Origin of the sequence: Paenibacillus etheri (genome assembly GCF_001012825.1) — a bacterium.
In the GTDB taxonomy this organism is placed as follows: Bacteria; Bacillota; Bacilli; order Paenibacillales; family Paenibacillaceae; genus Paenibacillus_AQ; species Paenibacillus_AQ etheri.
On record NZ_LCZJ02000011.1, the window covers coordinates 1 to 220 of the forward strand.

At 47.7% G+C, this 220-nt stretch carries 1 protein-coding gene; it reads right to left on the bottom strand.

The genetic code is table 11. From position 1 onward, the window contains the following. Window positions 1–220 (bottom strand): hypothetical protein (locus tag UQ64_RS31190; protein ID WP_209445671.1); only part of this gene is annotated, 220 nt, incomplete at both ends.

A 220-nucleotide genomic window follows, 5' to 3' on the forward strand; every position in this document is an offset into this window, starting at 1 on the left:
GTGCCCGGATCGATAATGTCCGATTGACCACTTATGGTAATAGCTAACTCACCTTGAACATTAGAACCATCCGTTGCTGTGGCTACCACCTTCACGGTTCCATCTTTCACCGCCGTCAGCAAACCGGATAGTTCAATGGTCGCTTTGTCCGTTACTGTTATGCCATCTACTTCATACACAGCCCATGTTACAGACTTATTAGCATGGGTAGGTAGCACGG